6 protein-coding genes are annotated in these 7569 nt (G+C 71.7%); 3 read left to right on the top strand and 3 right to left on the bottom strand.

Going from position 1 to position 7569, the window contains the following annotated elements; all coding sequences use genetic code 11:
• Positions 1-234 precede the first annotated feature (234 nt).
• Entirely contained in the window at positions 235-1233 is a 999-nt protein-coding gene (locus HV824_RS33930; RefSeq protein ID WP_217917982.1) for a lysophospholipid acyltransferase family protein, read from the top strand.
• Here HV824_RS33930 and alr read toward each other — a convergent pair.
• Entirely contained in the window at positions 1190-2422 is a 1233-nt protein-coding gene (gene alr / locus HV824_RS33925) for an alanine racemase (RefSeq protein ID WP_176425119.1), read from the bottom strand. The two genes, HV824_RS33930 and alr, sit on opposite strands and share 44 nt — an antisense overlap.
• 149 nt (positions 2423-2571) lie before the next feature.
• On the opposite strand from alr, the gene HV824_RS33920 reads away from it, so the two are divergent.
• Positions 2572-3237: a metallophosphoesterase gene (locus tag HV824_RS33920; protein ID WP_176421462.1), complete on the top strand. Its 666-nt coding sequence runs from the start codon at positions 2572-2574 to the stop codon at positions 3235-3237.
• Between the two features lie 24 nt (positions 3238-3261).
• Here HV824_RS33920 and HV824_RS33915 read toward each other — a convergent pair whose 3' ends face one another.
• A complete protein-coding gene (locus tag HV824_RS33915; protein ID WP_176421461.1) occupies positions 3262-4554 on the bottom strand; it encodes a universal stress protein in 1293 nt (430 codons plus the stop codon).
• A 41-nt stretch (positions 4555-4595) separates the two neighbouring features.
• Positions 4596-5612, bottom strand: coding sequence for a 2-hydroxyacid dehydrogenase (locus HV824_RS33910; protein WP_176425118.1), 1017 nt, complete (start codon positions 5610-5612; stop codon positions 4596-4598).
• A gap of 254 nt (positions 5613-5866) precedes the next feature.
• Between HV824_RS33910 and HV824_RS33905 the strand changes: the two genes are divergently transcribed.
• On the top strand, positions 5867-7213 hold the full coding sequence (locus tag HV824_RS33905; RefSeq protein WP_176425117.1) for a nicotinate phosphoribosyltransferase: 1347 nt from the start codon (positions 5867-5869) through the stop codon (positions 7211-7213).
• Positions 7214-7569 lie beyond the last annotated feature (356 nt).

Raw genomic sequence — 7569 nt, 5'->3', positions numbered from 1 at the left:
GGGTTGGGCGGTGGCGGGAGGGTTCTGCCGGGCACCGCACGCACTGAGGAGGGCCACAGCGGCCACGGCCGCTGCACGGAGCAGGTTGGGCATGGCGCGCAGTGTGTCCCATGCCGAGCGGGCAAGGTAGCGCGCAACAGGCAGGTGTGGCCTTGCTGTCATCTCCACTTCGCGGTGGAGTGCGTCACCGTGTCCGAGATTGTGCCTGCCTCCCCGCCCCCTGACTCACCCGCCATGACGCCGAAGCGACCAGCGGAGCACCTGCTCCGCGTCGTCGGCACGCCCCCCGGACGGGTGGTGGGATTCCTGACGCGCTTCGTCTGGGCCTTCGTGACGTGGCTGTCCCCAGAGTCGCGTGACGCGCTCGCTCGCTTCGTGGGCAACCTCGCGTACAGGTTGGGTATCCGTCGTCGCGTGGCGCTGGAAAACCTGGCCATGGCGCTGCCGGAGAAGAGTGACGCGGAGCGGCGCGAGATTGCGCGCGGCGCCTACATCAACATGTCGCGCGTGGTGCTGGAGTCGCTGCCGTCCGGCGACCGGCTGCCGCGGGACTGGGCCGAGCAGGGCGTGGAAGGCGAAGCGGCCTGGCAGGCGCTGAAGGCGCATGTGGCCACGGGCCAGGGCGCGCTGCTGGTGACGGCGCACTTTGGCAACTGGGAGCTGCTGGGAGACATGGTCACCCGCCACGGCATCCCGATTGCCGGCCTGGTGCGTCCGCTGAAGGGCGCGCTCAACACGCGCATCGCGGAGAACCGCGTGCGCATGGGCGCCGGCCTCATCTACCCGCGGGGCGCCATCCAGGAGGTCATCAAAGCCGTGAAGCGCGGCGAGTCGCCCTTCATGTTGCTGGACCAGGCCCTGCCAGCGAAGGCGGCCGCCTTCGTGCCCTTCTTCGGCAAGCTGGCCTCCACTACGCCGGCCATGGCGGTGGCGGCGGCGCGCACGAAGGCCCCCGTGTTCGTGGTGATGAGCGTGCGCAACGGCCGGGGCGGCGCCCGCTTCCGCCTGGCGGTAGAAGGCCCCATCCTCCCGCCCGCGCCGGGTGAGTGCGCCGACCCGATGACGGAGCACACCGCGCGCGTCACGGCCGCGCTGGAGCGCTGCATCCGCAAGTACCCGGACCAGTGGATGTGGCTGCACCGCCGCTGGAAGGTGCAGCCTCCACCGGAGGCCGCCCTGCATGCGGGGACTACGCCACCACCACCCGCTTCAGATGCGCCCCCAGCTGGGTGACGACCTCGTAGTGAATCGTCTGGGCCCAGCCGGCCAGTGACTCGGCGGGCACGGACTCCTCGCCGTCGCGGCCCAGCAGCGTGGCCGTCACCGCGCGCTCGTCGGACGTGGCGCGCGTCACGTCCACGATGAGGTGATTCATCATCACCCGTCCCAGCACCGGACACCGGCGGCCCTTCACCAGCACGTGCGCCTTGCCCGACGCCAGGCGCGGGTAGCCGTCGTAGTACCCCACCGGCAGCACCGCGATGCGCGTGGGCTCCGGGCACCGGTACGTGCAGCCGTAGCCCACGTAGCTGCCCGCGGGCAGCCACTTCATCACCTGGCTGCGGCACCGCCACGCCAGCACCGGCTTGAGCACCGGCACCTCGCCCAGCACCAGCCGCGCTGACAGCCGCGTCTCCGGCGACGGCCATAGGCCGTAGAGCGAAATCCCCACGCGCAGCGCCTCATAGCGGGCGCGAGGCAGCACCAGCGTCGCGGCGCTCGCGGCGATGTGCCGTTGCAGCGGCCGGGCCGGCGCCAGCTGCTCGGAGAGGAACGCCAGCCCCCTCTCGAAGGCCTCCACCTGCGCCAGCGCGTAGCCCTGCTCCGTCACGTCCTCCGTGTTGGCGAAGTGGCTGAGCGCGCCCACCACCTCCAGCACGTCACGGGACTCCGTGAGGAAGCGAGCCTCCGTGGGCAAGCCGTCCAGCGTGAAGCCCTCGCGCCCCAGGCCGGTGTCGATGTGGACGTGGACCCGCAGGGGGCGCTCCAGCTTCGCCGCGCGCAGCACCGCCGCCGCGTCCGCCCAGCCACGGTCCGCCACCACCGCGTCCACACCCGCGCGCGCCAGCACCACCGCCTCGTCCGGCGCCACCGCGCCCAGGACGAGCACCTGCCGCGGCGCCAGCCCCCGCGCCCGCTCGTACTCCCTCACCTTCAGCGCGTCCTGCGGGGCGATGACATAGAGGACGTCCACCTCGCCGTGGACCAGGGGCAACACCTGCGCGAGCCCGTGCCCATACGCGTTGCCCTTGAGCACCACCCCCAGCGCGCGCGGCGCCGCCCCCTGCCCCTCCAGGGCCCGGAACACGGCGACGTTGTGCCGCAGGGCGGACGCACTCAACTCCAGCCACGAGGAATGGACCGCGTCCCCTGGGCCACTGCCGATTGACTCCACATTCACCTCCACCACGCGCCCAGCCATACCAGCAATGCGCGGGCCATGCGCCAGGCGTGGCCGGGACACCACACCTGCCCAGGCCCCCACATATTCCCGCCGCGCGAGCGTCCTGGAGGCCTGACGCCCCACAGAGGGTTTCCGGATGGATGCAAAGCGCATTAAAGGGAGGGCGGATGCGAACGCTCTTCATTGGAGACGTGCACGGGTGCGCGGAGGAACTGGACGCGCTGCTGGCGCAGTGCGCCTGGCAGCCAGGCGACCGCGTGGTGCTGGTGGGGGACCTGGTGGCGAAGGGCCCGGACTCCGCCGGCGTGGTGCGCCGTGCGCGGGAGCAGGGCTTCCTGGCGGTGCGGGGCAACCATGACGCCCACGTGCTGCGCTGGCACGCGGGCCGGGGGCCGCGCGGCAAGAAGCTGAAGCCCGAGCATCAGCAGGTGCTGGACACCCTGACGCCCGAGGACTGGGCGTGGCTGGAGGCCCAGCCGCTGTACCGCCTCTTCCCCGAGCTGAACGTGGTCGCCGTGCATGGCGGGCTGGTGCCCGGCGTGCCGCTGGAGGCGCAGAAAGAAGACGAGCTGCTCAACCTGCGCAGCATCCTGCCGGATGGGACGCCGTCGAAGCGCGTGGACGCGGGCGCGCCGTGGGCCAGCCTGTGGCAGGGGCCGGAGCTGGTCATCTTCGGCCACGACGCCATGCGGGGCGTCCAGCGGCACCCGTATGCGGTGGGGCTGGACTCCGGCTGCGTGTACGGAGGCAAGCTCTCCGCCTATGTGCTGCCGGAGGGCCGCCTCGTGTCCGTCCTGGCCAGGCGCGCCTACGTGGACGTGGACGCCTCCTAGAGAAGGAAGCGCCCACGCGCCTCGTCACGCCGCCGGGGGACGCACCACCAGCACGGGCCTGTCCGTGCGCAGCAGCAGGGACTGCGTCACCGAGCCCAGCACGGCGCGCTTCCAACCCGACCGCCCATGCGTGCCCATGACGATGGCGCTCGCGCCCAGCCGCTCGGCCGCCTGCGCCAGCGTGGCCACCACGTCCTTGCCGCCAGGGATGACCTCCAGCCGCACGTTCCTGTCCCGCGCGCCCTTGGGGACGAGCGCGGAGAGCTGCTCGCGCAGCTGGGCCTCCTCTTCGAGAGACGGCTTCGACTCGGTGGCGTGCACCAGGTGCACGGTGCCGCCCGGCGGCGTCAGCGCGCAGGCATGCGCCACCGCGCGGTTGCCCGTCTCCGAGAAGTCCGTGGCCACCATCACCTCGCGGTACTCCGGCAGCGGCGTGTCCGTGCCCACCGTCATCGCCTGCGCGGGCACGCACACCACGGACATCCGCGCCAGCCGCAGCGCGTGGCGCGACACGCTCCACAGCCGCCCCAGCGCGCGCCGGTGGTGCGTGCCCACCACCAGCAGGTCCGCGTGCTCCTGCTCAGCCAGGTCCACCAGGTGGTCGGCGATGCGTCCCACGCCCACCTCCACGCGAGCGCGCACGGGCGCTCCGTCCTGGGCCAGCGGGGCCAGGAGCTCCGCGCTCTCCTTCTCCAGCGCCCGCTGCAGCTCGGGCGGGGCCTCACCGTAGGCCATGGCCTGCCGCAGCCCCAGGCGGCGGGCCTCCTCCTCCGGCCAGTAGACGCGCCCGCCCACCACGTCCACCTGGCCGCCCTTGCGCAGCGTCAGCACCCAGTCACGCGCGGCCTCGAAGGGCAGGGAGCGGTCCACGCCCAGGAGCACCTTCAGGGGCCGCTCTCCCCGGGTCCACGCCTCCAGCGGCGCCGGGTCCCGCATGGCGAGCAGCGGCACCGTCAGCGACTGCGCCAGGCGGTCCACCGTGCCGCCCTCGCCCCCGAAGGGTGATTCGTCCACGCCCCGTGACGCCACCACCAGCGAGGCGCGCTGCTCCTGACAGAACGCCTCCAGCATCACCGCCGGCTCGCCGGTGAGGAGCACGGGCTCCACCTTCGCCCCCAGCTTCTCCAGGCGCTTCGTCTCGTCGCTCAGCACCGCCTCGGCGGAGCCCAGCAGGGCCTTGCCGAAGGCGCGCACGGAGTCGGGGTTGAGGACATGGACCAGCCACAGGGACGTGCCGGCCTTGCGGGCCAGCTCCGCGGCCAGCGTGGAGGCCCGCCGGGAGGCGTCTGAGAAGTTGGTGGCGCAGACAATGGACATGGCAGCTCCAGGTTCGAGTGAGGCGTGGAGTGGAGTGGAAATCAACGCGCGCGGAGCACCTGCTCGGCGCGCACCTCGTTCACCAGGGGCTCGCCACGCTCGAAGGCCTGGATGCTCGCCAGCGTCGTCTCGGCGATGTTGGCGAGCGCCTCGTGGGTGAGGAAGGCCTGATGCGACGTGACGAGCACGTTCGGGAAGGTCAGGAGCCGCGCCAGCACGTCGTCCTGGAGCACCTGCCCGGAGAGGTCCTGGAAGAAGACGCCCTCCTCTTCTTCATACACATCCAGTCCGGCCCCGCCGATGTGACCGGACTTGAGCGCGGCGACCAGCGCCTTGCTGTCGATGAGCGCCCCGCGGCCCGTGTTGATGAGCAGCACGCCCCGCTTCATCCGCGCCAGCGCCGCCGCGTCCACCAGGTGCCGCGTGCCCGGCGTCAGCGGGACATGCAGCGAGAGGATGTCCGATTCGGTGAAGAGCGTGTCGAGCGGTGCGTAGCGCACGCCCAGCTCGCGCTCGAAGGCCGCGTCCGGCGCCACGTCGTAGCAGAGCACGTTGCAACCAAAGCCCTTGAAGATGCGCGCCGCCACGCGCCCGATGCGGCCCGTGCCCACCACGCCCACCGTCTTGCCAGCGAGGTCGAAGCCCACCAGCCCGTCGAGCGAGAAGTTCCAATCACGCACGCGCGAGAAGGCGCGCGGGATGTGGCGGTTGAGGGACATCACCAGGGCCACCGCGTGCTCGGCCACCGCGTGGGGGGAGTACTCCGGCACGCGCGTGACGCGCAGGTCCAGCCGCCGCGCCGCTTCGAGGTCCACGTGGTTGTAGCCCGCGGAGCGCGCCGCCACGAGCCGCACCCCACCCGCGTGCAACACCTCCAGCGTGGCCGCGTCCACCTTGTCGTTGACGAAGGAGCACACGGCGGGAAAGCCCTCCGCCAGGGGCGCCGTCTGGAGCGTCAGCCGCGGCTCGAAGTAGGTGAGCGCATGTCCGAAACGCGCGTTGGCGGCCTCCAGCGCGTCCCGGTCGTATCGGTGTGTATCAAAGACAGCCACGCGCATGCCTGCTCTCCTGCTCGGCGAGTCCGTTCTCGCCGCGTACGGCCAGCGTCAATGCAAGGCCTGCTCCAGGCGGCACCCTATGCTGTCGGCCTTCGACAGCCGCGCAAAATATGCGCAGCCGGGGGCCGAGCGGCAAAAGCTGCGCGCGAGGCGAACGCCTGCCCGCCGGGCAGCGGACGTGCGGGAGCGCGCGGCGAGGCCAGGGCCTAGCTTGAGTCTGAGGCGCCAGTGCCCCTTCGAGCGGAGCCCCCTACATGAACCGGCTGGAAGACGCCGCGCTGCTGACGGACCTCTACCAACTGACGATGACGGAGGCCTACCTCGAAGAGGGAATGTGGGACGAGGCCGTGTTCAGCCTCTTCGCGCGCAGGCTCCCGCACCGGCGCAACTACCTGCTGGCGGCGGGGCTCGACGATGCGCTGAGGTACCTGGAGCAGCTGCGCTTCGGCGCGGAGGCGCTGGACTGGCTGGCGTCTCAAGGCCGCTTCTCGGACCGGCTGCTCGGGTGGCTCGAGCGCTTCCGCTTCAGCGGTGACGTGGACGCCGTCCCGGAGGGCACGCCGGTGTTCGCCGAGGAGCCCCTGCTGGAGGTCCGCGCGCCCCTGCCGGAGGCGCAGCTGGTGGAGACGTACCTCCTCAACCAGGTGCACTTCCAGACGACCGTGGCCTCGAAGGCCGCGCGTGTGGTGACGGCCGCCGCGGGACGCCACGTCATGGAGTTTGGCCTGCGGCGCTACCACGGCACGGACGCCGGGCTGAAGGTGGCGCGCGCGGCGTATCTGGCGGGCGTGGACTCCACCTCCAATGTGCTGGCGGGGAAGGCGTATGGGATTCCGCTCGCGGGCACCATGGCGCACAGCTACGTGCAGGCGCACGACGACGAGCTGGAGGCGTTCCGCGCCTTCGTGCGCGTCCATCCGGACGCCACGCTGCTGGTGGACACCTATGACACGCTGCGCGGCGTGCAGCACGTCATCCGGCTGGCGCGCGAGCTGGGCGAGGACTTCCAGGTGCGCTCCATCCGGTTGGACTCGGGCGATTTGCTCGCGCTGTCGAAGGCGTCGCGGGAGCTGCTCGACGAGGCCGGGCTGGAGCAGGTGCGCGTGTACGCGAGCGGCGGGCTGGATGAAGATGCGGTGGCGAGGCTGGTGGCGAGCGGGGCGCCCATCGACAGCTTCGGCGTGGGCACGGCGATGGGCGTTTCGTCGGACGCACCCGCGCTGGACATGGCCTACAAGCTGGTGGCGTACGCGGGGCGGCCCCGGGTGAAGCTGTCGTCGGGGAAGCTGCTGCTCCCGGGCGCGAAGCAAATCTACCGGCGGGAGGTGGACGGCGTGGCGCGCGGCGACGTGCTCACGTGCAGGCAGGACGTCGCGCCTGGAAGGCCCTTGCTCCAACCGGCGATGCGCGGAGGACAACGGCTGCCCGAGGCCTCACCCACGCTGGAGGACAGCCGCGACTACGCGCGACGCGAGGTCTCACGGCTGCCGCCCCGGATTCGCGCCCTGTCGCCCACGCGCCAGCCCTACCCGGTGGAGCTGGGTCAGGCGCTGCGGCGGGCTCGCGAGCACGAAGTGGAGCTGTGGTCCGCGGCGACGTGAGAGGCTCGGCGTCATCCCAGAGCTGCTCGGCGAGTCCTCCGAGCTGGAGCGGCTGACGCTGAAGCACGCACTCCCGCGTTCGAGGCACCTGGGCCGCGACAAGCGGGCTTCTGGGCTTGAAGTGCCAGCCCACCCGGAAGGCAAGCAACGAGGTCCCAATGACCCCGGTGCGCCTCTCTGGTACTCCTGAGGTGGCTTCCTCCGAGCCCCAACCTTCTGCCATGGTGGAGGGCCGATTTTTCGTTGGAGCGCACCATGAGTCGCCGTCTCGGCCCCGCCGTCGTCCTTGGCTCGGCGCTGCTTCTGGGCAGCGCCTGCAAGAAGTCAGAGGACCCCGCCCCCGAGGCTCCCGCCAC

Source organism: Myxococcus sp. AM009 (assembly GCF_013372605.1).
GTDB lineage: Bacteria > Myxococcota > Myxococcia > Myxococcales > Myxococcaceae > Myxococcus > Myxococcus vastator.
This window is presented reverse-complemented; position numbering and strand designations above follow the sequence as displayed.